Annotated in this window: 20 protein-coding genes; 13 read left to right on the forward strand and 7 right to left on the reverse strand. The window is 41.6% G+C overall.

Annotation, left to right across the window (positions count from 1 at the left end; all coding sequences use genetic code 11):
• Positions 1-19: 19 nt before the first annotated feature.
• Positions 20-1,285, forward strand: coding sequence for a prolyl oligopeptidase family serine peptidase (locus AC1W6K_RS07925; protein WP_481947083.1), 1,266 nt, complete (start codon positions 20-22; stop codon positions 1,283-1,285).
• 138 nt (positions 1,286-1,423) lie between these two features.
• Positions 1,424-1,690: a heavy-metal-associated domain-containing protein gene (locus AC1W6K_RS07930; RefSeq protein WP_481947084.1), complete on the forward strand. Its 267-nt coding sequence runs from the start codon at positions 1,424-1,426 to the stop codon at positions 1,688-1,690.
• Positions 1,691-1,884: 194 nt separating this feature from the next.
• On the opposite strand, the gene AC1W6K_RS07935 is transcribed toward AC1W6K_RS07930, so the two are convergent.
• From AC1W6K_RS07935 to AC1W6K_RS07945, 3 genes are read right to left on the reverse strand one after another with little or no spacing between them, the layout of a single operon-like run.
• Positions 1,885-2,595 (reverse strand): hypothetical protein, encoded by a 711-nt coding sequence (locus tag AC1W6K_RS07935; protein ID WP_481947085.1) that lies wholly within the window; start codon positions 2,593-2,595, stop codon positions 1,885-1,887.
• Complete coding sequence (locus AC1W6K_RS07940) at positions 2,592-4,679, reverse strand: DUF1501 domain-containing protein (protein WP_481947086.1); 2,088 nt, start codon at positions 4,677-4,679, stop codon at positions 2,592-2,594. The genes AC1W6K_RS07935 and AC1W6K_RS07940 overlap by 4 nt, the downstream gene beginning before the upstream one ends.
• Positions 4,680-4,685: 6 nt before the next feature.
• On the reverse strand, positions 4,686-6,467 hold the full coding sequence (locus AC1W6K_RS07945) for a DUF1800 domain-containing protein (RefSeq protein WP_481721281.1): 1,782 nt from the start codon (positions 6,465-6,467) through the stop codon (positions 4,686-4,688).
• A gap of 16 nt (positions 6,468-6,483) precedes the next feature.
• On the opposite strand from AC1W6K_RS07945, the gene AC1W6K_RS07950 reads away from it, so the two are divergent.
• The 4 genes from AC1W6K_RS07950 to AC1W6K_RS07965 all read left to right on the forward strand — a co-directional run bounded on the left by AC1W6K_RS07950 (position 6,484) and on the right by AC1W6K_RS07965 (position 11,446).
• Positions 6,484-7,002 (forward strand): Rieske 2Fe-2S domain-containing protein, encoded by a 519-nt coding sequence (locus AC1W6K_RS07950; protein WP_481947087.1) that lies wholly within the window; start codon positions 6,484-6,486, stop codon positions 7,000-7,002.
• 4 nt (positions 7,003-7,006) lie between these two features.
• On the forward strand, positions 7,007-8,245 hold the full coding sequence (locus AC1W6K_RS07955) for a BaiN/RdsA family NAD(P)/FAD-dependent oxidoreductase (protein ID WP_481947088.1): 1,239 nt from the start codon (positions 7,007-7,009) through the stop codon (positions 8,243-8,245).
• Positions 8,246-8,324: 79 nt separating this feature from the next.
• Positions 8,325-9,221 (forward strand): DUF6089 family protein, encoded by an 897-nt coding sequence (locus AC1W6K_RS07960; protein ID WP_481947089.1) that lies wholly within the window; start codon positions 8,325-8,327, stop codon positions 9,219-9,221.
• A gap of 5 nt (positions 9,222-9,226) precedes the next feature.
• On the forward strand, positions 9,227-11,446 hold the full coding sequence (locus AC1W6K_RS07965) for a hypothetical protein (RefSeq protein WP_481947090.1): 2,220 nt from the start codon (positions 9,227-9,229) through the stop codon (positions 11,444-11,446).
• A 213-nt stretch (positions 11,447-11,659) separates the two neighbouring features.
• Here AC1W6K_RS07965 and AC1W6K_RS07970 read toward each other — a convergent pair whose 3' ends face one another.
• On the reverse strand, positions 11,660-12,082 hold the full coding sequence (locus AC1W6K_RS07970; RefSeq protein WP_481947091.1) for a hypothetical protein: 423 nt from the start codon (positions 12,080-12,082) through the stop codon (positions 11,660-11,662).
• Between the two features lie 98 nt (positions 12,083-12,180).
• Here AC1W6K_RS07970 and AC1W6K_RS07975 point away from each other — a divergent pair, with 98 nt between their 5' ends.
• From AC1W6K_RS07975 to AC1W6K_RS07995, 5 genes are all read left to right on the forward strand, one after another.
• Complete coding sequence (locus AC1W6K_RS07975) at positions 12,181-13,569, forward strand: PQQ-dependent sugar dehydrogenase (RefSeq protein ID WP_481947092.1); 1,389 nt, start codon at positions 12,181-12,183, stop codon at positions 13,567-13,569.
• 178 nt (positions 13,570-13,747) lie between these two features.
• Positions 13,748-14,179 carry a Rieske (2Fe-2S) protein gene (locus AC1W6K_RS07980; protein WP_481721293.1) on the forward strand — a complete coding sequence of 144 codons (432 nt, stop codon included), beginning with the start codon at positions 13,748-13,750 and terminating at the stop codon, positions 14,177-14,179.
• Positions 14,172-15,095, forward strand: coding sequence for a DUF5777 family beta-barrel protein (locus AC1W6K_RS07985; protein ID WP_481947093.1), 924 nt, complete (start codon positions 14,172-14,174; stop codon positions 15,093-15,095). Before AC1W6K_RS07980 ends, AC1W6K_RS07985 begins: the two co-directional genes overlap by 8 nt.
• Entirely contained in the window at positions 15,092-15,628 is a 537-nt protein-coding gene (locus AC1W6K_RS07990) for a YceI family protein (RefSeq protein ID WP_481947094.1), read from the forward strand. The genes AC1W6K_RS07985 and AC1W6K_RS07990 overlap by 4 nt, the downstream gene beginning before the upstream one ends.
• Before the next feature lie 307 nt (positions 15,629-15,935).
• A complete protein-coding gene (locus tag AC1W6K_RS07995) occupies positions 15,936-17,333 on the forward strand; it encodes a Gfo/Idh/MocA family protein (protein ID WP_481947095.1) in 1,398 nt (465 codons plus the stop codon).
• Here the strand turns inward: AC1W6K_RS07995 and AC1W6K_RS08000 are convergent.
• The 3 genes from AC1W6K_RS08000 to AC1W6K_RS08010 all read right to left on the reverse strand — a co-directional run bounded on the left by AC1W6K_RS08000 (position 17,330) and on the right by AC1W6K_RS08010 (position 20,855).
• Complete coding sequence (locus tag AC1W6K_RS08000) at positions 17,330-18,100, reverse strand: L,D-transpeptidase family protein (RefSeq protein ID WP_481947096.1); 771 nt, start codon at positions 18,098-18,100, stop codon at positions 17,330-17,332. The two genes, AC1W6K_RS07995 and AC1W6K_RS08000, sit on opposite strands and share 4 nt — an antisense overlap.
• Before the next feature lie 442 nt (positions 18,101-18,542).
• Positions 18,543-19,904, reverse strand: a complete 1,362-nt coding sequence (locus tag AC1W6K_RS08005; protein WP_481947097.1) for a S8 family peptidase — start codon at positions 19,902-19,904, stop codon at positions 18,543-18,545.
• Positions 19,905-20,012: 108 nt separating this feature from the next.
• Positions 20,013-20,855: an AraC family transcriptional regulator gene (locus AC1W6K_RS08010; RefSeq protein ID WP_481947098.1), complete on the reverse strand. Its 843-nt coding sequence runs from the start codon at positions 20,853-20,855 to the stop codon at positions 20,013-20,015.
• Between the two features lie 125 nt (positions 20,856-20,980).
• On the opposite strand from AC1W6K_RS08010, the gene AC1W6K_RS08015 reads away from it, so the two are divergent.
• Positions 20,981-21,931: a phytanoyl-CoA dioxygenase family protein gene (locus AC1W6K_RS08015; protein WP_481947099.1), complete on the forward strand. Its 951-nt coding sequence runs from the start codon at positions 20,981-20,983 to the stop codon at positions 21,929-21,931.
• A gap of 282 nt (positions 21,932-22,213) precedes the next feature.
• Positions 22,214-23,781: B12-binding domain-containing radical SAM protein (locus AC1W6K_RS08020; protein WP_481947100.1), on the forward strand; the 1,568-nt coding region annotated here is incomplete at its 3' end.

Consider the following 23,781-nt stretch of genomic DNA (forward strand, 5'->3'; position numbering starts at 1 on the left):
AAATCTAACTCAATTCAACATGAAAAAATCATTTTTCCTCAGCCTAGCTCTCCTTATTTGCCTAAACGCTTTAGGTAAGCCCACCGACAACTATTCTTATGTTGTTGAAGGATTTGACTGGGGTGCGGGTGTCAATAAAGTGATCCTTCATTTGGCTGACACCACTTCGAAAGTAATGGCATCCGAATACCAGGTTTTTGCCAGTCGGAAATCAGCCGCAGGCCCTATTGCTGATCTTCAAAATACCCGGGATATCGTCACGGCTTATGTCTCTGACGAACAAGGAAATCGCGTAAAAACAGGTAAAAACATCACGCTTGTATTAGCTGTGAGCCCTACTTCTCCGATCACCTCACCTATTCAATACCTGCGCGGAAAAGGAAATGTATGGGTAGATTATGCAATGACGATCATGCATACGAAGAGCCAACAAATTTGGGATACGCCTACAAGCAAAATCATGCCTTTGGTGGATCAATTTGACTTGACAGGAAAATATACATTTAGTGAAAAATTAACCATGTCGTATGCATCCTATGCGCCAAAAACAACAAAAGAGAAGTCGCCACTGGTGATTTGGTTGCATGGTGGAGGTGAAGGCGGAACGGACCCAACGATCCCATTGCTAGGAAATAAGGCAGCAAATTATGCGTCAGAAGGAATTCAAGCCATATTTGATGGAGCCTATGTATTATCGCCACAATGTCCGGGCGCTTGGATGCACAATGAAAAGGGCGTTGGAACGCAGGGTAAAGACAACGATATCTATAACGAAGGATTGATGGCCTTGATTAAGGATTATGTCAAATCCAATCCGAAAATTGATGCCAACCGCATTTATGTAGGTGGGTGTTCAAATGGTGGGTATATGGCTTTAAAATTAATTTTGTTGTACCCAGATTATTTTGCGGCGGGATACATTAGTGCTTTAGCATATCGGTCTGAATACATTGCGGATACCGATCTTCAAAAAATCAAGCAAATGCCGATTTGGTTTGTGCATTCTAAAGATGACATGACGACTATTCCCAAATTGACCGTTGAGCCCGTTTTCGATCGCCTACGCGCAGCTGGTGCGAAAAATGTCCATTTCACCTATTATGATCATGTGAATGACATCACGAATTTCTATGGCGGTAAAGGCTTCCAGTACAATGGCCACTGGTCGTGGGTATATTTGCATGAGAACTTACCACGAACAGATTTAGATGGGTCGGCAGTTCGTGTCAACGGGAAACCTGTGACGATTATGGAGTGGCTGGCAGCACAGAAAAAAGGGAAATAAAATGGAAGGCAGCTCGAGAGGGCTGCCTTTTTTAGGCTAGTTTCTTTAGCGCAAAAATCAGTTTATAAAAGTCAAATTGTGATTCTTATCACGATTCAATTAACCTGCCTTTTTTACCTTGCAGAAAAAACAAGCAATATGAAAAAGCTCGAATTATTCGTTGAAAACATTAAATGTGGAGGGTGCATGACGAGCATCAAAAAAGGAATTCTCGAATTAGCGGGAGTCACGCAGGTGGATATTGAATTAGAAGAAGAAAAAATCACCATCGAAGGAGATCACCTAAACCGCACTGCCATCGCCAAAAAATTAGATGGCATGGGCTATCCTGAAAAAGGCAATAATACGCTTTTCAAAGAAGCGAAGTCCTATGTAAGCTGTGCCATTGGTAAAATGGGTGTTTAATCAAGAAAGCAGGCCATCTATTGATAGCCTGCTTTCTTTTTTTCTCTCTTTTCTTCTTTCTTCTCCTTTGGAGTCTTCGCGGGTTCCTTCTTATCCGCCTTCTTGGAATTCATGCCTTTAGCCATGGTGCTGGGGTTTAGGCCAACAAGTACGGAAAATATTCCGAGAATCCCCCTACATGTTTTTGGTGAAACTTAATTTACCCGAAACCCATACACAGCCGAATAACTCGTAGAAGTCCCATCAGAGGTTTTGACCATCCAAAAATACGTGCCACCCGACTTCACCGGAATACTTACGGATTCTGTTTTGGATTTTATAGTAGCTACCTCGCGATTCCTAACTTTGACAATGTCCGTGTCAACAAATACCTCATACGATAACAACGAATTTCCGGTGTCAGGGTCTGATCCTGACCAGGTTAATTTCAACTGTCCCGAAGCCGCAGAGACTTGTTGGCCCGAGGCCGGAAACGTCAAACTCGCAGGAAATGGAGCATAACTTACCTCTCCCGCACCTGTCAAATAAAACTTCCATTTAGCCGAACTTGCGGTCATCGCCGTCTTCACGGATTTAGAAACGATCTGCCATTCATACGGTAATCCAGTCACCAAAGTAACCGTTGCCGGACTCGTTGGAAAACTTTTAGTCTCCGTCGTGTTTGTCTTTAAATTCGTAATCTTCAAGTCATAACTCGTAGCCCCCGCTGCAGGAACCCACGTAAACTGAACTTCATCCGCACGCGAATTAGCTCCCACTAAACAAACGGAATTATTCGTTGGCTTACTCAACTCCACCGCCTCAGGTGCCTTTTCAGGTACCGCTGGCACAACTTCTACCTCCTTCTTAGCGCTGCAAGACATCAAATAAAATCCCACCACGATTATTGCGATATACTTTCTCATAGTTTCACCAATTTAACTTGTTGTTGCACCGTTTGACCCGTTACTTCCAACAGATAGGTTCCTGTAACATATGAACTCAAATCTAAAGAAACCATCCGCATGGCATCCACCACATGCAGCGCACGCGCATACATCTTTCCTTGTAAATCATACAATCCAATCTCCACTTCACGATCTCGTCCTGCCACATAAACGGTCATCGGACCTATCGTCGGATTCGGGAAACATTGAATCTGTTCAGAACGGAATATCTCCCGACTAAACTCACCCTGACAATCTTGCGATGTCCACACACGTATTTGATTTTTCCCTGTGACTAAATCCGTCGACCACGTTCCCGCTTTTACTTCAAAAGTTTGCGCATTAACCTTAATAAAATAAGAATCCGCCCCCTGTAAATCCAGTTTTAAAATTTGATTATCTGGACTCAAACTCGCTTGTACAGCCAACGGATCTGGCTGTTTTACCTGAACATCAAACAACTGCACATAATCCTTTTGCCCCTCAATCGTGATGGAAATCGTATAGGTTCCTATGACCAAATTATCCAAGACTTGCTTCGCACCGGCCACAGCCTTGAGCGATTTGGCATACGATGAAGGTCCTTTAATTTCAACCAAATAGGTGTATTTCAAATCTTTAAATGTCATTTGAAGCGAGCCATTTGTGCTGCCTGGACAGGTCGTGGCTGTCAACTGAATCGAGTAATTGTCCGCTGGCAGCTTAAAGACTGGACAACCGTTTAGGTCCACTACCGTACCAAGTGGAGTATTCGCACACTGATCGAATACATCTGGAACACCATCCGAATCTGAATCCGCAAACGTATCCTTAATCAATTGAATCTTCTCGAACTCACGATACAAAATCTGTTTATTCATGGATGCAGGTGACCCCATCCATTGATTCAATAAAGACGAATAAGCTTGTCGGTAATCATATAACACCGGCAAATCTTCATTCATTTTATAATTCGTCGGTATCACAGGATTCTTACCAATCACACCACCTTTCACCGCATTACCAAAAACAAACATTGGCGCAACAGTTCCATGATCCGTTCCCGAACTACCATTCGAATGAATCGTTCTGCCAAACTCCGACAACGTTACGCCCACGACACGATCGCCCAAATTCTGCGCATCCAAGTTTTTCATAAACGTGACAATCGAATCATTCAATTGCTTCAACAAAACAGCATGTTGGCCTTTCGTAAAATCTTGTGTATCCACCTGCTGGCCATGCGTATCAAAACCACCCAAGCGCAACATATAAACCCGCGTATTCAATCCTCCCGCAATTAGGCGGTGAATAATCTTAAACTGCTTCCCTAAATCATTTTCCTCAAACGGAAACGGCGTCGTACCCGCCCGATAAGCTGCTTGAACCACAGAACCGTACTCTTGGGACTGTCGGCCGATCAACTGTAAATATGCCAATCTTGACCCCTGCAACGTCTCCGGATAGGTGTTGACAAATGGATTCATCAACTTGTAAAAGTTATCTGGGTTGTTGTAGATCAGACTGGTGAATGAATTTTGACCTTGAAAAAGTAAGCTAGATTGCCAGCTGATTTCAATGGACAAAGGATGTGGAAAATTCGCATTGGGATATGCCTTAGGGTAATTCGGGTGTTTGGATTCGATGTAACGCGCCATCCAGCCGGAAGACACATTTATATCCGAATCTGAGCCCGACATCCAAATATCGGAGGAGCGGAAATGGGAATAATTGGGTTTAGCATAGCCAACAGACTGAATGATCGCTAAGCGTTTTTCCTCAATTAAATTATTCAAGCCTCCCATCGCGGGGTGTAAACCGGCAGCAGTCCCTTTAATCGGAATGATTTTGGACTCAGGTATAATCACCCCTGGCCGGACCTTCTTCAAACTTTCATATTGATCCAACGGAATGACCGTATTCAATCCATCATTACCTCCATCTAACCTGATGAGAATAAGAATCTTACCTTCCGCCACGGTATTTTGCATCAACTCATTTTGTTGAAACAAGTCCATACCCGGAATGAAGGCTGGCATTGCTGCCAAATGAGCCATATTATGTATAAAATTACGTCTATTCATGGCTCGTTAATGTAAATGTGTTTCACCCAATTGGAAAATAAAGCCCATCGCCTGTGCCAACCGATTCTGGATTACTTGTCGGTTATCCGCCGTAGGATTGCCTACAAAAGCATACCAGGCTCCCGACCAATAATTCGGATTATTATTCCCCTGTAAGACCCGATCAATAATTCTTGCCCGAGAAGCTGCATTAATTGGGATGTTGATGAGTCTGTCAATCAACTGATCCACCAAGGCATCTAAATTCTCAGGCGTATTAAACTTGCGTATATATTCAGGTAAATCTACACGAACAAGCATGCCCGTTTTCGTGGCATTATTGTAATAGACCCAATTCCCCCAATTGAACATTGAATCGGTATGCTGGGCGCGCTTAACGATTGTTTCTGAATTAATCCAAAACAAATCAAAGGCTGGAGTTTGATAGTATGCTGGCCAACCAGCCACATTGGGAGGATCACCCATATTCATACCCAAATTATTCATTTGATTATGGATCCCATTATAGCGTTTATAGTCATAATAAATCGCATCCTCACCCATGACAACAGGAACGAATTTATTGTCCAATAAAGGCATATCAAATTCTTTGGCCAAGCCGATAACAAAGTCGGCAGGCGACTTAATAATCGAATTGTAATGAATCGAATCAAAAAAGTGTTCGCTAGAAAGTAAGGTACGTACGACCGGTAAAATCTCAAATTTGGCATCTCTGAATACCTTAGCCAGTGGAGTAATGATCAAATCCTCAATCGCCGGATCGATCATGGGGTTGACGAAGAAGCTGTAGATGCGCCGACAGATATATTTGGCAACTTCATCGGTCGTAAAAATCATATCGATCGCCTCGCGCAATTCGCCATCCGCACGATCAGGATTGTTGGCCCCAGAAATCTTTCGATTACCATAAAACTCAGAAAACTGCTTATCGCCAATATCGTGATTCCAGTATCCATTGGTCACTACGGTCCGACCTTCCGTTTTCATGGTTTTATCCCAATCAAAATTCCAACCCGTTAACAGACGCGCCATTTCAGCCACATCTTTTTCAGTAAACTTGGAGTCTGGACCTTTCCCTACGGTAAATAATTCTTGTAACTCACGTGCATAATTTTCATCGGGTGAAAATTTATTATTTTGATTGCCATTCAAATAAACGAGCATCGAAGGATCCAGCGTAATGTGGTAAATCAGATCCTTAAAATTGCCTAAAGAAGATTTAAATAGCGTATCCACATACTGAAATGCATTCTTTACAGGACCCCCATTTTGAAGTGAGGCGACTAATAAATTGTGATAAAACAAAAACATACGCCAATGGATAGAAGTCTTTTGATTCACAAACTGCTTCGAAAGCCACGCTTTTAATGACTGCGTGCGATTACCATTCAACGTACCATTATCCTTAATATATTCAGGCGCCGTCACCCAGACAGCCCCCTTGGGAACATCTGCCTTAACGACATCAGCATTATCTGAAACATCTAAATAATAATCATTAATGGGTAAGGAAAAAGGCTTCTCAGGAGTCAGCAATAGATCAATACTTTGTTTAAGTGAAAAGTCTTTGATCTCTTGATAACTCTTGTAACTAAAGCCAATCAGCGCTCGATTGAGCAAATGCATTTTTTGTGCTTTACCAAATTCCCCAGTATATGGACTAAGCCCTTTTTTAGAAGTGTATACACGATCCTTTCGAATACCTACGGTCTCCAAGCGAATATTTTCCTTGGTAAATAAATCCACTAGGTTAGGTGTGTTAACCTTAGGTATTTTTTCGTCTGCCATCTATATTTTCCTAAATATGTTGTTTCTTGCGACCATGAAACGTAGAAACTTCATTCAACATCTTTGTCCTGCGCTAACGATTACACAAATCGCTCTACTTAGTAGCTGCCAAACAGAGGAGGAACCTATGCTTCCAGCTACGACGGAAGAGGAAAAAGAATTCAAACGAATTTCGGCTTTATTCAACGCAGACGGCTTTTTCCAAGAAGGCAAAACCGTTTTCGTTAATTTGGCACACAAAAACTTCGATAAGTTAGCAGATATTTCAGGTTTTAGCAACATCATCGAAGCTGGAATTCTCCTGTTGAAAACAGATGCCAATACCATCAAAGCGTTCGACAACTGCTGTCCACATCAGGGTACACGCGGCGCTTGGATATTAACAAATGGTCGATTCAAATGTCAAAACCACGGAAATTCATATAATACGACAGAAACAAATCCTGTGAGCTGCGATTCAAATAGTCTTTCCGGTGGACTTGTTCGTTATCCTGTCACCCTATACAAAACTTATTTAAAGGTCGTAAAGTCCTAACGGTATGCTCACAATTGCCATCATCGGTGGGGGTGCCGCCGGATTCTTTGCTGCACTAACTGCCAAACAACATTTCCCCGAGGCACGGGTTTGCATATACGAAAAAACATCTAAGTTTTTGGGTAAAGTGAAAATCTCAGGTGGCGGACGATGCAACGTAACCAACGCAACCTTCAACAAGCGTATCCTTTCCGAAAATTACCCACGCGGTGAAAAATTCTTACGCAAGGCTTTTGAGCAATTTGATACAAAAGACACGGTTGAATGGTTTGAATCGCGTGATGTTGCGCTGAAAACATATCCGGATCAATGTATTTTTCCACTTTCCAACGACTCGCAATCCATCATTGATTGCTTTTGGTACGAAGCCCGCAAACTAGGCGTCGAACTTTTTACTAGCCAAGGGGTGGACGCTATAAAACGCACCAATAACAGCTTTCAGCTGCATTTTAAGGATTCTGAACTGGAAGTTGACCGTGTAATTGTAACCGTCGGAGGCCAACCGAAATTTTCGGGACTCCAATGGCTTGCGGATATCGGCCATCAAATCGTTCCGCCTGTCCCCTCGCTTTTTACGTTCAATATGCCGCAAGATCCCATTCGTGAATTGATGGGTATCGTCGTTGAAAAAGCAGTAGTGCGCATCGAAGGTCAAAAATTAATCGGCCGCGGTCCCTTACTCATCACCCATTGGGGCATGAGCGGTCCGGCTATCTTGCAGCTTTCGGCATGGGGCGCTCGCATCTTAGCCGAAAAGGAATACCAGTGTTCGGTGCTTGTCAACTGGCTTGATGAAGAAAAAGAAGAAAGTCTACGCGCACAAATCAAACAGATTATTGGCGCCCATGGCTCCAAAATGATGAGTAATCATAATCCATTCCCGATGCCCAATCGGCTTTGGGTATTTCTTCTCGCTAAAAACGAAATCGACCCTTCGGGCCGTTGGCACGACCTAGCCGGAAAAAGCCTGAACAAATTAGTTAATACCCTCATTAACGACCGGTATGAAGTCAAAGGCAAAACCACGTTCAAAGAGGAATTTGTGACGGCTGGCGGAGTGGATTTGGCTGAAATTAATGTGAATACGATGGAAAGTACCGTGTGCCCAGGTATGTTTTTTGCCGGTGAAGTAATGGATATCGATGGAATCACCGGTGGTTTTAATTTTCAATCGGCCTGGACAACGGGATTTATTGCGGGCAAAAACGTGGGGAATAATCCGGATACTAAATCCGATAAATAAAATCTCCAACCACTTAATAAAAAAGTGGTGGAATTACACTTTAAATGGTTCATTTTGCGGAGTAAATTGATCGAATTCCATGGGATTTTGCCAACTGAAGCATTTGATTATTGCGCTCCTTTTGTGCCAAATTTCATTTGGCCAAGAAGTATATCAAGGTGTTTTTAAGCGCTATAATGCTCTTGAACTAGGCGGCGGTTCCGCCAATTACATCGGCGATCTTGTTCCTTGGAAGGCATTTCCCACCATGGGCCCTAAAACAGCAGGTTTTAACGTCCGAATAGGCTTGAATCGATACTATACACAGAAATTTTCTGGAAAATTTAGCTATCAGCTATCCCAACTAAACACTGATGACAATGAATATATCGCGAATGGAAAGTTTGGGGGTAATTTTATTCGAAACTTACATTTTCAAAATTACGTCCATGAGCTGAGTGCACAAGGCGCCTTTCATTTCCAGAGAACTCGAAGTAATGTGTTAAAAAGGCAGCGTATACGCACCCAAGTACATGGTGGTTTGAGCTTGATTTTCCATACACCTTTCGCTCGGCCTATGGTTTCATTAGCCTCGAATACTCCCCAACAAAAAAAATGGCAAAATCTAGCCGCTGTAAATACAGAAGGAAAAGATTATTCCCGATTTATTTTGGCCATACCCATAGGTCTTAGCCTACAAACAAAACTGAGTGACCAATTTGACCTAGGCCTAACCTCAACGGTTCATTTTACATTTTCAGATTATCTAGATGACGTATCAGATAATCGAAGTAACATGTCCATTACGCCAAAGAGTGATTTTTTTGATCGGAGTTTGGAGCCATTCGGTGCAAATACCTTGCGCAATCGAATACCTATTTTACCTAACGAAAATAGCTCATTCGCGAAAAAAGGAAATGACCTTTTTATCAGTACGCAAATCCAACTTATTTACCACATCAGGAAAGGAAATACGTTTAACCAATTGAATAACTAGCATCTATGAAAAAACTAGGGTTATGGATTTTGGTGATCATGTTATCAATCTCAGGTTGCAAGGAGGAGATTTACAAATTTCCTGTTCAGGTGCTTACTCAGGATGCAAAAAAAATAAAGGCAACCTCTGTGCAAGCTGAGGCAATATTTATCAATCCAAGTGAGGAATCCATCACCGAAAAAGGATTCTATTATGCCAAAAATGATACTTCATCTCGCATTCTAGAGAATAAAGTTATCGTTGCTGATACTGGGTTTTCCAAGACACTCATGTCCTTGCAAGCCAATACTGAATACTCCTATTTTGCTTTTGCAAAAACGGCGTCAAATGATGTGCACGGACCTGTAAAACGATTTAAAACCTTAGCTTTTCAGGCACCTACTTTAACCACCTCGGACGTCAAAAACATACTCATTACCACGTGTTTGGCCGGTGGAAACATTTCCTACGACGGAGGCAAACCGGTCGTTGACCGTGGCGTTTGTTTGAGTTTATCCGCCAACCCAACCATCCAAGATATACGCATTCAGATTGGTCAAGGGGAGGGAGATTATGGAATTGTCATTACGAAGTTAAAACCGTTTACGACCTATTTTATTCGCGCGTATGCCATTAATGAAATTGGCATATCTTATGGAAACGAACTCAGCTTTAAAACGCAGGACTATCGGCCAGTTACCTTACGTACCTTGGATCCGGAAGCAGTCCAAATTTTTGAAGCAACATTAGGTGGCGAAACTCAAGATGCTGGTGGAGGAGAAATAATTCAACGGGGCATTTGCTTGAGCAGAACACCCAACCCAACAATCGAGGACACCCGATTTACGTCGAGCACGAATGGCTTAGGGATGTATAAAATCGTGGTGAGTTCCTTGGTCGAAAACACAAAATACCATGTGCGCGCCTTCGCCCAAAATGAAAAAGGATATGCCTACGGTGAGGACAAAATATTCCAAACACAAGATATTCGTTTGCCCAAAGTAGAAACAACGAATGTGTCAAATGAAACATTTTCAAGTGCCAATATAAGCGGAAAGCTTTTGGATGATGGTGGTGTTCCCATTATTGAACTAGGATTTTGTTACAGCAAACAACCTAATCCGGATATCAATGACGCTATTGCCCTATCGCCCAATTTGAACCTCTTTCTCAAAAATTTGGAAGATGGAACGACTTATTATATCAGGGCATTTGCAAAAAACAGAAAGGGAATTGGGTACGGTGAGACCATTTCATTTAAGACTATTGGCTATACATTTGCTGAAGTATTTACGCATGAAATCACGACGTATACGACCAATTCAGCGGAGGTGAATGGAAAAGTAATTTCGGAAGGGAATACACCAGTGACGGAACGCGGAATCTGTTGGGGCACGAATCGCAACCCTACAATCGAAAATACGAAAATTACTGCCGGCAGTGGCCCAGGCTCTTTTGGTTATACGTTTAGGAATTTAGTAGAGGGTCAAGTTTACTATGCACGTGCTTATGCCATCAATCAAAAAGGGGTAGCCTATGGGGAAGAACGCAGTGTTCGCATAAAAGTCACCCCGCCACCTGTTGTTTCAAATCCGGGTGCGGGTAGTTCGGGTGGATCTAGTGGAACGCCGCCAAGTTCGGGGGGAGGTACTAGTGGGAGTTCAGGTGGGTCAAGCAGTACGCCGCCGAGTCAATTAACAAATGATTGTGGTTTGAAGACCACAAATACGGTTGCTAGTAATGTACGAATTGGAGATCGAATTCAAGGGGGGATAATTACATATATCTTTCAGCCTGGTGACCCAGGATATATCGCAGGACAAGTTCACGGGTTGATCGCAGCGCCGGCAGATATAGGTCAACCAAGTTTTGGATTATCTTTTGGGTGTCCAGGAATTAGCGCTAATACGAGTACTTCATTAGGTTCAGGGTGTCAAAATACAATCAATAGCTACAATTCTTGTCTAAGAGACTCGCGTGCTGCAAAAGCGTGTTTAGAATATTCAAATGAAGGATATGAAGATTGGTTTTTGCCGAGTTGGCAAGAACTTTTAAAATTAAAACTTATCGCAAATATTATAGGAGGAACTGGAGGCAATTACTGTTCTTCATCTGAAGCAGATGCATTCACTGTAAAAACAACGCCAATATATATACCGTACACAGGCGGTAATTCAGAAGAGGTTTTTTATACAGATATTCCTAAAGGAGCTGTGTTGTTAGTTAGACCCGTGCGCTACTTCTAAAACAAAAACCCTCCCCGAAAATCAGGGAGGGTTTATTTAATCCTAGTTCTAATTTATTGTCTTATATCAAAGATCTCATTGAGATCAAAATATGCGTATCAGGCCAATTTGAAGAGTACAAAGAAATAGCAGAATGGCTACTTTTCAAAATTTACGGATGCAGATGCAAAAAAAATCCAAAAGCCAAAGGTTCGCAATTAAAATGCATTACCATTAAATAAACGAAATTATTGCGTTTAACAAAAAATACCAAACCGAAGTTTGGGATTTAAACGGACTGTGATAAAAACTATAAAGCAAATAGGTCTTTATCCCCAAAGGCTTTTCATGCGGATAATTTCCGGTCATCGCGCCCATCACATAAATTTCATGGTGAAAAGAAATAGCTTGAAAATGATGAAATTCGAAGGGCGCATCAGCCACAAATTCCCAGCGATTTTGTTTTGGATAATAAGCATCCACTGGCCGTTTTCCTCGCCCACCTAGCGCATAAAATACTCCATCGCAATTGACAAATGCACTTTCGTGTCGCTTAGTGCCACTCGCTTGAACTTCTACGGCGCTCCATGTCCCGGAAGGAATTTGACCAAAGAGACTAAATGAGCTAACGAAAACGAAAAGTAAAGTTAATTTCATAGGTATAGGTTTTTTCTAAAAGTAACGATTGCCTGTTTAAATCAGGATATTAAATTTGTTAAAATTTTATTAGATTCGTAACCTTAATAATAGGTACTATGCAAAAGAAATTAATTGGATTAAGTTTATTACTCGTGGGCTCTTTGAGCGTCATGTCCTTACGTACGCAACCTGCCGAAGAAGCTCCCGCTGAAAAAACTTACACGCAATATTGTGCATCTTGTCACGGTGAAAAAGTAGAGGCCTTCGTAGACCGCCAATGGAAGCATGGGAATACCAAAGCGCAAATTTTAGCAAGTATTTCGAATGGATATCCAGAGTTAGGTATGCCTACTTGGAAAGAGACAATTTCAGCGAAAGAAATTGAAAAACTAGCGGATTTAATTGTTGAGAATTTGGCTGGAGTGGAACAATATAAGTTCGCCAACAAGCCTACCTCGAATGTATTTCAATCAGAGGGGATGCGCGTGGAATTGGATACGATTGCCACAGGATTTGATAGTCCGTGGGGTTTTGCTCAACTACCTAGTCTTGAGTATTTAATTTCTGATAGGTCTGGAAAACTATATTTGGTAGATCAAAAGAAAAATAAAACGCTTGTTTCCGGGACGCCTCAAGTTATGTCCAAAAGTCAAGGTGGATTATTAGATGTTGTTTTGCACCCACAATATGCATCGAATGGTTGGGTCTACATGTCGTATTCCAAATTCAAAACAGAAGGTGGCAAAACCTTAACTTCAACGGCAATCGTCCGTGGAAAAATCAAGAATAATGCTTGGGTTGAATCGCAAGAGATTTTTGAAGCCTTGCCGTATACGCCTACGTTCCATCACTTTGGATCGCGTTTGGCCTTCGATAAAAAGGGGATGTTATTTTTCAGTGTGGGAGAACGTGGCATGGAAAAAGTATTTCCACAGGCATTAGATAATGATAATGGGAAAATTCACCGGATGTTTGATGATGGACGTATTCCGGCCGACAACCCTTATTCTAAATCAGCTCATCCAAGTGTTTATTCGTACGGACAGCGTAATCCGCAGGGATTGACGTTGAATCCAACAACCGGTGCGATTTGGGAAACGGAACATGGTCCTCGCGGTGGGGATGAAATTAATATCATTCAGGCAGGAAAAAACTACGGTTGGCCTACCATCACCTATGGCATCAACTACGATGGCAAACCGATATCTGCTATTTCGAAAAAAGATGGCATGGAGCAGCCGATTTCATATTGGATTCCATCGATTGCTCCTTCGGGATTAGCTTTTATTGACAGTAACAAATATCCAGCATGGAAGGGTAATTTGATGGTTGGTTCTTTGCGATTCAACTACTTAAACCGATGTGTGATTAAAGACAACAAAGTTGTTAAGCAAGAAAAGGTGCTCGTCAATTTAGGAAGAATGCGTAATGTCAAAATGGGGGTTGATGGCTTTTTGTATGTAGCTACTGAAAACCCAGGGATGGTATTTAGGGTTCGACCATAAGTCTCTATTGAATTAAATGTAAGCGCTGCCGCGAGTCTAAGGATTTCGGCAGCATTTTTTTTCGACAATGATAGAGTAAACAAAATTCAAATGGTTTATACTGATGAGAATTAGGAATATAGAAAAAAACAAATGCGTTAAAAATCCGTTAAATTGCCAACATTAAACCCGACCATATATGTCAACAAAAATACAACGCCATGAATTCTTGAAATCTTTGGGCTTTAAAGGAGCTTCTTTACTAGCTGTTTATTGCGGTGCTGCCAGTTTAAGCTCATGTGAAAACGAATCTGTAGGTCCTGCATCAGCCATTGACTTTACCCTTGATTTATCAAACGCAGCCTATTCGGTACTTAATACAGTGGGCAAATATGTGATCTACAATCAAGTTGTTGTTGCGCGTGTATCATCAACGAGCTTTGCTGCGGTAACGCAAATTTGCTCACATGAGGGCCGGGCGCAAGTGATATTTAATGGCACTAACTTTTTTTGCACGGCACATGGGGCGACTTTTAGTATGACGGGGGCACCAACGTCTGCTGTAACAAACAAAGCGATAGCTTCCTATAAAACGGCTCTTTCGGGCACAACTTTACGTGTATATGCATAGGTTTCTCCTATTATGTGGACTGCTGAGTTCTTTTCAACTTGTTGCGCAAGATGACTTGTTGGCCATGCTAGAAAAAGAAGATGCAAAAAAGCCAACTTACACCTTGGCAACATTTAAAGCTTCCCGGTTGATCAATGGACAATCGGTTGAAACGATCGCTAAGCAGCATGTGAATTTTTGGATCTCTCATCGGTTTGGGGCGATTAATTCTGGATTTATAGATAATTTTTTTGGCCTGGATGAGGCGCGTATTCGTTTGGGATTGGAATATGCTATTACGGATAATTTACTGGTGGGTGCTGGTCGGTCTACCATTGAAAAAACGTATGATACCTATGCAAAATACAAGGTGCTCCGGCAATCGAATAAGATGCCGGTAACGGTAACGGCTTTTGGTAGTGTGGCGAGTAATACGATGAAAACGGGATATACGATGGAATCAGGAACGGTGATGCGATTTTACAATAATCTGCAACGCCAAAGCTACCTCGGCCAAGTATTGATTGCCCGTAAGTTTTCGGATAAGTTATCCCTACAAGTGATGCCCACGATTTTACATACTAATTTAGCAGAAAGCGTTTATATGGAAAATACGCAGGCGGCGATGGGATTTGGGGGACGCTATAAACTGAATAATCGCTTAAGCGTGTCAGCTGAGTATTATTATAATCTGGTTGACAAGTCAGCATTTGAAGAATCGGCTGGTCAAAATTACCCATATCATAATTCGTTGGCCATCGGCTTTGACATTGAAACGGGCGGTCACGTATTTCAATTACACCTAAGTAATTCGCGGGGGATGATTGAGAAACATTTTATAGGTCAAACGATAGGAGCCTGGGAAAATGGAGACATATTTTATGGCTTCAATATTGCACGAACATTTAGTTTCGAACCAAAAATTAAGAAACAATGAAATACCTAATCACGCTAATGTTTGTTTGCCTTACCTGGGCGGCAAATGCCCAATTATTCACCACGCAGACGGGTGAAATTTCGTTTTTCTCAAAGACTCCGATGGAGGATATTGATGCGGTTAATAAGCAAGTGGGAAGCATTATTAATTCCGCGACCAATGAAGTTGCTGTTCAGATGCGCGTGACTAGTTTCATCTTTCCAAATAAGTTGATGCAAGAGCATTTCAACGAAAATTACTTGGAGACTGATAAATTCCCTTCAGCTACGTTCAAGGGTAAAATTAAGGAGTCCATTGATTTAAAAGTCGCGGGTACGTATACGGTTACGGCGATGGGTACGGCAACGATTCATGGCGTTTCGCGTCCGGTTGAATTGAAGGGTACGTTGGTTTCAACTGGTAAAAATTTAGTCTTAACGTGCCAGTTTGATATACATTTGGATGAATACAAAATAGATATTCCTAAAATCGTATTTAAGAAAATTGCTGAAGTCATCAAAGTAAAGGGTAATATGTCGTATACCTTACGATAGATGAAACACCTACTTCTTTTGGGTCTTGATCATTGAATTCCTCGGCGCAGTTTATCAAGAAATAGGTGAAAAAGTTGGTGATTAATCCTCCTTCATGCTGATTACATTAAATTATCAATAAGTAGATAGACTATGTCACTTGTTTACTCGTTTACTAACGCTGCCGGGGTCTACGACCCCGGCAGCGTTTACCCAATTTGACAAATATTACACAAAAGGAAATCGGGGCAGATTGTAAGGAAGAAAGGTGTCAAATTAAGTAAATTAGTAACATCTACGTCTTTAATACTCAAACACCCCCAAACCTATGACAAATCAAAACAACTCCCGCCGGGATTTTCTAAAAAATTCCGCCCTATTCACAGCAGCTGCTGCATTTCCCACTATTTTACACGGTAGAAACGCCGGCGAGAAAGTTAAACTTGCCTGTATAGGTATCGGTAATCAAGGTGGATCTGATGTCATGTCCTTATTCAACACAGGACTGGCTGAGATCGTTGCACTTTGTGATGTAGACATGGGTGCTCCTCAAACACTAAAAGTGTTGGAAAAATTTCCAAACGTTCCGCGTTTTCAAGATTTCCGCAAGATGTTTGACCAAATGGGCAATCAGATTGAGGCGGTGGCAATCGGTGTTCCAGATCACTCCCATTTTCCTATTACCATGATGGCCCTCGGCTTAGGCAAACATGTATTCGTTGAAAAACCGATGGCTCGTACCTTCCAGGAAATTGAACTCATGATGGCTGCCGCTAAAAAGCATCCTAAATTAGTTACCCAAATGGGAAACCAAGGTCACTCGGAGGCTAATTTCTTCCAATTTAAAGCATGGAAAGAAGCAGGTATCATCAAAGATGTTACCTCTATGACTGCACACATGAACTCCCCACGCAGGTGGCATGGTTGGGATCCAAACATCAAAAGCTTCCCAGCGGCAGAACCTATTCCATCTACATTAGACTGGGATATTTGGCAAGGAGTAGCGCAAACACATGATTATCAGAAGGATTTTGTTAATGGCCAATGGCGCTGCTGGTTCGATTATGGTCTGGGCGCATTGGGAGATTGGGGCGCACATATTATGGATACCGCACATGAATTTTTGGAATTGGGATTACCGACCGAGATAAATATGCTTCGCGCCGACGGCCATAATGCCTTTTTCTATCCGATGTCGTCAACCATCCAATTCAAATTCCCAAAACGCAAGGACATGCCCGCTATGGACATTACATGGTATGATGGTTTAAATAACCTTCCATCTGTTCCTCAAAACTATGGGACAACCGAATTAGATCCGAATATTCCGCCGGCTAGTAATGGTAAAATCCAACCGGCTAAATTGAATCCGGGAAAGATTATTTATGGTAAAGATTTAACGTTCAAAGGAGGGTCTCATGGTTCATCATTATCCATTTTAGGTGATGCAGCCAAAGATTTGAAATTACCTGAAGTACAAAAAAGCCCTTCCAACCATTATGCCAATTTTCTCAAGGGCTGTATGGGGCAAGAACAAACGCGTTCACGATTTGAAATTGCTGGACCATTGAGTCAAGTGTTTGCACTAGGGGTATTGGCCCAACGGTTAAATGCGAAATTGACATTCGATCGCAACACAAAAAAAATCACGAATAACGCTTTGGCGAACAAATTACTTGCCGGTCCTGAGCCAAGAAAAGGCTGGGAACAATATTATAAAATCTAGTTTCGTCCGTAAATATTCGGATAAAATTTGATTTGGCCATTGGCATCAAAATCAACCAAACTATACCAAATCACCAGTGGAATAGATCGGTTGATTTTGATGTATCTCGGCGTCAAATATGAATAGGCCGCCGTAACATCTAAGGTATCCACCGCCTTGGAATGGGGCTTGAGTAAAAACCGTCCCAAATCAATTGGGCGCTCAACACGGATGCAACTATGACTATAAAAGCACTTCTCATTTTTAAATAATTTTTTCTCCGACGTATCATGTAAGTACATCCGAAACGGATTGTCAAACTGAAACTTCATGATGCCCAATGTATTCCATTTGCCCGAACGCTGACGCATTTCATAAGGGAAATAATTAGCGTTTAAGCGTGACCAAGGCACCTTTTCAGGCGCAACCTTTCTCCCCTTTGTATCAAATATTTCTAAATGACTAGCATAAAAATACCGTATATTTTTACGAATCTCCGGAACTAATTCCTCTACACTAATACTCCGGGGTACATTCCAATACGGCGTAATGATCAAGTTTTTCATCGGACTTACTAACAATTTAGACGGCCTTGAAGCTTTACCTACCACCACGCGCATGGAGGCCTTTTCCACCTGACCATCATATGCCCGTAAAATTGTCGATGGAATATTGACCAAAACAACGGATCGATTTTGGCGCAAGGTGCTAAGCCAACGGTATTCATTGACGGCTTTGATGAGTAAGTCCTTTTTTTCGTCTGAGATATTCACTGAATCACGAAGCATGACCAAAAACCGAACCACTTCAGACGATCAATTAATTAGATGGTTAGCTAATGATTTAAAATTTGATGTCAGATTAATATTTTTACGATCAATTTTTAAGCCTTGGTAGAATAGATTAGGTTTTCGATTTCCATCGCGTAGATCTTTAAAAAAAGATTGGGCAACGGCGTAAATTGCAACAGAATCTAAAGGCTTTTGCCTCAAAATCATTGAATCCAATTTAAGGTGATTGTAATCGGCGGTAAGCAAAGCCAATGATGGAGCGGAATGAATTAGACTATCTAATATATTTATGCTTGCAAAGGATAAGGTAGTAGGTTGACTGGATGATGGAAAAGCAAAAGCCAAAAAGCAAAAAAATAAACACATTTGTTTCAAAATCATTCACCAATGTACCCATTAATTAGTGGTTTAGTCCGAAAAATAAATAATGTCTGATTACCTATTTTAAATGCGCAATGTTCAGTCGGCCTGATTTACTCACCTTTAATTTTAAATTTGCTTGCACAACAACAGAGTCTAGCAAAGCTGCTTTTATACGTTTTCCTGTTGGTACAACTTTTTGGCTTGCGGCATACAACGCTACCGCACCAGTCACATGAGCCGCAGAAAGCGAGGTACCAGAGGATGGCGCATACGCGGAAGCTCCTGTTTTTGGCGGAATCGTTGTGTAAATTCCCACGCCCGGGGCTACTAGGTCGACGGCCGATAAACCGTAACTCGAAAAAGAAGCAAGGGTGCCAGTTGACGTTGAGGCGCCAACCGAAATAATATTTTCAAGTAAAAAACTGGCTGGATAAAATGGAGTCACTTCTAAATTTGTCGCATTATTACCCGCCGCCGCCACGAAAAGGATATCCGCTTTTTCCGCTAGGCCAATAGCTTGAAATAAACTTTGAGAGTAGGAACTAGACCCCCAAGAGGCATTAATCGCAACTATGTTGATACCTTGATTTAGTTTCAATTCAACCAAATAACTAATGGATTTAATTGCATTTGAAATTGTACCACCCGCACTGCCAATAAATTTAACTGGAATCATGGTAACGTTCCAATTAATACCAACAATTCCTTTGGCATTACCCCCGACAGCCCCTATAACTCCGGCAACCTGCGTACCATGCTCATCTTGAGGACCATCAAAGACAGAATTATTACCTCCATCAAAGTCCCAACCCGAAACATCATCCAAAAAACCATTTCGATCATCATCAAATTTGTTGACTGTATCCTTCGTATTTACCCACATGTTACCTAACAAATCCTCATGTTGAACCATAATACCTGCATCCAAAATGCCAACATAGATCTTTTTAGAACCCAATAACCCTTTGGACCAAGCAATCGAAGCATCCGTTCCATAAACACCATTCATATTCCAAAGTAGGTTCGATTTAAAATAAGGATCATCGCTTACCGTAACCGCCTGGACAATAAAATTAGGTTCGATGTATTGTAACTCCTTGAATTCCTTTGCTTTCGTTAAAACTTCAGTTGTTTTAAGGGGAATTTCGAGCACATAAATACCCGTACTGTCGCCATAATACTTCATCGCTTTCGTGAAAATGAATTCTGATATGGACGCTGAAAATGACTTAAAAATAGAATCACGTCGAGCAACAGATACAGGAACTCGAAATTTGACCAAAAACTGATTTGGAACAAATTCTCCAGCAACCTGAAATGAATCTACTGGGGAAACGATGGGATTTGTTTTATTAAGTATAGTTGGGTTCTCGAGAAAATTTAATTCGTTACATGAAAATATACAAAAAGAAAGAAGTAAAATAAGTAAATTTTTCATGCGCGCAGATGTTGTTAAGACCTAGAGTAAAATAACATGCTTGCAAGTAAGTTCGCAAATCGATTCTGTACCAAAATCACGAAATTTAAAAATCTAGTACAAGAAAAATTAAGTACTATTACGCTTAAAGCCTGACGGAGATTCGCCACTAAACTTCTTAAATACACGAATAAAATAAGATAAACTTTCAAATCCTGATGCTACACAAGTCTCATTCACATTACTGCCTTGTAATAAAAGCTTTTGGGCATAACGGATACGATATTGGTTTACAAAATCAGTATAGGTCAAATGAGTTGCTTTTTTAAAATATCGGCAAAAAGCAGGAACAGATAAACTTATGTGTTCTGCGATATTATGCGTGTTAATTGGCTCCAAAAAATGCGTATCAACATATTGATACACCTGATGTATACGCGTTTGCTTCTTAAAAACCAATGCATTCGCAACAGGTCGCGCACCCAATTCCATGTATTCAGCACTCGCGGCTAAATCTTGAAAGATGCCCATCAACTCTACAAATTGACTAAATCGGTCTAAATGATGTAGCTTTTTTAACCTATCTCCAGCTATCCGCTTCGTCTCACCCGTAAATGCCAAACCCTGTTTTGCCCGAGCAACAAGTTCTACAACCTGACTTAATTCTGGAATTCGTGCCAAACCTTGTTCAAAATAATCCGCCGGAAACTGAATCACCACGGTCTCCACCGTCGCTTTTACTCCATAATCAAAATTCAAATGTGGAATATACGACCCGATCAGAGCCAAATCACATCCTTCATAGGTAGCTAAATGATCCCCAATATGGCGAATACCATTTTCTGCTTCTACGTAAACCAACTCAATCTCCGGATGAAAATGCCAATAAAACACCTCGTTTAAATTAGGTGTATGCAAAAATCGAAACGAACTATCCGCATCAGGACGGATGGACTCCAAAGCTATTTTCATACCTAAATTTACCAATTTAATGTATATGTCAAATTAAATTATCAATACAGGTCAAAAATTGGCGAATAGAATGAAATTCACCTATCAATAAATAGTCGAAATTTGATTCATCAAAAACAAACTGCATGCAAACGAAAATCCCCAATAATGCCCATTATGAAATTCCTGGCAACCCATCTACTGCAAAAAGTAGCGCACTCAAACTGAATGATCGAAAAAACGGTCGTGCACTTCGTATGTTAAGCGATGAAGATTGGACGTTTTGGATAACGAATGGCTACGTGGTTATCAAACAGGCAGTTCTGCGCGAACAAGCGTTAAAAACAGCCGATTTTTTATGGGAATTTGAGGAAAAAGATCCCCATGATCCAGCTACCTGGTACACCGCCCCACGTGCAGAAATGAAAATGAAAGAGTTAGCAGGTACGGGCATGGTAGAATGCTACAATAATCAATTATTATGGGATAATCGATCGCAGCAACGCGTTTATGACGCCTTTGTTGATATTTGGGGAACTGAAAAACTTTGGGTCACCATTGACCGAGCCAATCTGAACTTTCCAATCCGACCGGGCCACGAATACAAAGCCTTTATACATTGGGATTATGACCCAGAAACAAAGCCGGTCAATGTACAAGGGGTACTCGCTTTAGCGGACCAACTCGACGAAAACATGGGAGGATTTCAGTGCATCCCTGAATTATTTCGTTCCTACGATACCTGGAAATTAACCCAACCCGAAGACCGCGACCGCTTCAAACCGGATATCACCGGTTTTACCCCCACAAAAGTCAAGTTGGCAGCCGGTGATTTATTAATCTTCAACAGCACGCAGCCACATGGCATTCGGGCAAATAACAGCGACAAGGTACGCTGTGCCCAATATATATCCATGATGCCAGCTGAAGAGGACAATGCTTCATTGAAAGATTGGCGCATCAACTCCTGGAAAGACCGCATAGCTCCCGAGGGATATGCATTTCCAGGCGACCCTAGGAAATGGGAACAAACAAAATACACTACTGCCGAACTAAATGAACTGGGTAGAAAAATTCTAGGCCTCGATGCTTGGTAAAGCATTTTTGACCTCAAATCAAGTTCTTGATTTTAAATTTAGGACGGGATCAAAATCCCCCATTTCCCCCTAACCTTTGGCAATCCTTAAAGGTTTGCCAAAGGTACAGGTTCGGAATTTGAAAAATCGAAAATTGGAACGAAATCCAAGAAGCTGGAGAAAAAAATCAGTTTTTAAAATGCCAAAAAATTCCCAAAACACTACCTTTGGCAATCCTCCAAGGTTTGCCAAAGGTAAGGGGACTCTTTTCTTTTAGCCGCTTTTCACCTACTTTTGATTTCGATGAGCGCAAAGAATCCGAAGGTATTTTTTATTACCCCTCCATTTACCCAATTAAATACGCCATATCCAGCAACGGCTTATTTAAAGGGATTTATGAATACGAAAGGATTGGCATCTTGTCAGGCCGACCTAGGTTTGGAGGTTATCCTACAACTTTTTTCAAAAACAGGACTCCAACAATTATTTGAATACATTGAAGGCTCTGGACAAAAACTCAATGCAAATGGAGCGCGTATGCTCCGACTCAAAAAGTCTTACCTGCGAACCATCGAACCGGTTATTTCCTTTTTGCACGACAAAAATCCAACAATGGCGCACGTCATTGCCGAACAGAATTACCTACCTGAGGCATCCCGCTTTCAACAAATAACGGATTTAGAATGGGCCTTTGGCAGTATGGGAACACGAGATAAAGCGCGGCATTTGGCAACACTTTACCTAGAAGATATTTCAGATTTAATCATAGAGGCCATTGATCCACATTTTGGTTTCAGCCGCTATGCTGAAAGACTAGGTAGGTCAGCTTCAACATTTCATGAATTACACCAAGCACTTGATGCACCTCTTACATATATCGATGAATTATTGGTGGCACAATTAGAGACCAAAATCCAACAAGAAAAACCCGATCTGGTCGCCATAACTGTACCCTTCCCCGGCAATTTATACAGCGCACTACGCTGTGGACAATGGCTAAAAAAACACCATCCACACATTAAAGTGGCATTGGGTGGGGGCTATGCAAATACTGAATTGCGCTCCGTACAAGAACCCCGCGTATTTGAATTTGTCGACTTTATTACGCTCGACGACGGAGAAACGCCTTTGATGAATCTTTTGGAACATCTACAAGGCAATCGAGAATTGAAAGATTTGAAACGAACCTTTTGCTGCGTCGATGGAACCGTTACCTACTTGAATGGATCGAAGGATTCTGACGTGAAACAAAAAGATGTGGGCACCCCAGATTACACAGGTTTACCATTAGAAAACTATTTGTCGGTGATCGAAATTGCAAACCCCATGCACCGCTTGTGGAGTGATGGCCGATGGAATAAATTGACCTTAGCACATGGCTGTTATTGGGGTAAATGTACCTTTTGTGACATCTCATTATCTTATATCAAAGACTACGAATTCACCTCGGCACCCCTGTTGGTTGACCGAATTGAAGCCATGATTGCCCAAACCGGCAACAATGGTTTTCATTTTGTAGATGAGGCTGCACCGCCGGCATTGATGCGTGATGTGGCATTGGAAATTATCCGCAGGGATTTGACGGTTGTTTGGTGGACAAATATTCGATTTGAGAAGAGTTTTACGAAGGATTTATGCCAACTGCTGGTGAGGTCAGGCTGCATTGCCGTTTCGGGTGGATTGGAAGTTGCCTCCAACCGATTATTGACATTAATTGACAAAGGCGTTACGGTCGAACAAGTGGCTCAGGTAGCTGATCATTTTACACAAGCAGGCATTTTAGTGCATGCTTACTTGATGTATGGCTTTCCTACACAAACCGCACAAGAAACGGTTGATTCGCTGGAAGTTGTTCGCCAATTCATTGAAAA

The organism is Aquirufa sp., from assembly GCF_964796385.1.